Below are 1,122 nucleotides of genomic sequence, written 5' to 3' on the forward strand. Positions count from 1 at the left end.
AATGCCATCATGGCCAGTATGATGAAAGGTACAAAAAGGAATGTGGAGAGTGACGACTCAAAAAACGAGGTGGTCGGGTAAGTGATGAACAAGTCTTTACCCGACTTATCTATTTTGGAACAGTCCATTTAAGGCGTTTAGAAGATGAAGTGTGGCTCATGCCCATTGGCTATTTGATGGACCTTTGGGAGTGTCACAAGCAATTCACCGGAATATCAAAACCGAAACAAGAGCGCTACATTGACGAAATCATCCCAGAATTTCTGTAAATTTTTCCTATTATGATTTGAAGCAGTCATATATAATAGTGTATATGACAAAACGAATGGAGGAATAAAATGTCAGAAAATAAAGGGTGTAATTGTTGTGGCGATATTGTAGATTTGACCATAATTAGTAATGATACTAACAAGTGCCCTATTTGCAAGCAAGAGGGCAAAAAAGTAAAAAATGTTACAGTGAGACATTTAGTAAAAGATGAGTATGAAACATCTGTCGATTCTTCAAATTATTCCATATGCATGAATGAAAACTGCGATACTGTTTACTACAGTGAAAACAATAAAGTTCAGTTTAGCAAAGAGCAAATAAAAGTTTCTATTTGGTTTAAGAAAGAAGCAGATCCTAGATATGCTTGTTATTGCAGCAAGGTTACGATTGATCAGGTGAAAGAAGCTGTAAAGGATAAAGGCGCGCAGAAAATGAAAGATGTGTTAGCTATCACTGGCGCAATGAGAAACTCCAACTGTGAAATCAAAAACCCGTTGGGAGTATGCTGCCATGAGGCGATTCAACAAGCTATAGATGAAGCATTAGCAGAATAAATAAATCAATAAATACTTTTACAAGGCACTCGATTATGGGTGTCTTTTTTCATGCCCCAAAGGAGGTGAACGCTATGTCGGACTTCGGCCTAAAAATAGGTGTTGAGGGTGAGAAAGAATTTAAGAACTCTCTTCGAGATATCAATCAAACATTCAAAGTGCTGGGTTCTGAAATGAATCTGGTCACTTCACAGTTTGATAAGCAAGATAAATCCATCAAGGCTATTACAGCAAGAAATGAAGTCTTAAATAAAGAGATCGACGCTCAGAAAAACAAAGTATCCACCCTTGAAGCTGC

Annotated in this window: 1 protein-coding gene and 1 pseudogene; both read left to right on the plus strand. The window is 37.3% G+C overall.

Annotation, left to right across the window (positions count from 1 at the left end; translation table 11 throughout):
- Positions 1-338 precede the first annotated feature (338 nt).
- Positions 339-824 (plus strand): Csac_0668 family 2Fe-2S cluster-binding (seleno)protein, encoded by a 486-nt coding sequence (locus ACOEN1_RS13435; protein ID WP_422487401.1) that lies wholly within the window; start codon positions 339-341, stop codon positions 822-824.
- Positions 825-898: 74 nt separating this feature from the next.
- Positions 899-1,122: pseudogene (locus tag ACOEN1_RS13440) on the plus strand (phage tail protein); the annotation flags it as partial.

It is taken from the genome of Gudongella sp. DL1XJH-153 (assembly GCF_049310905.1).
Lineage (GTDB): Bacteria > Bacillota > Clostridia > Tissierellales > Tissierellaceae > Gudongella.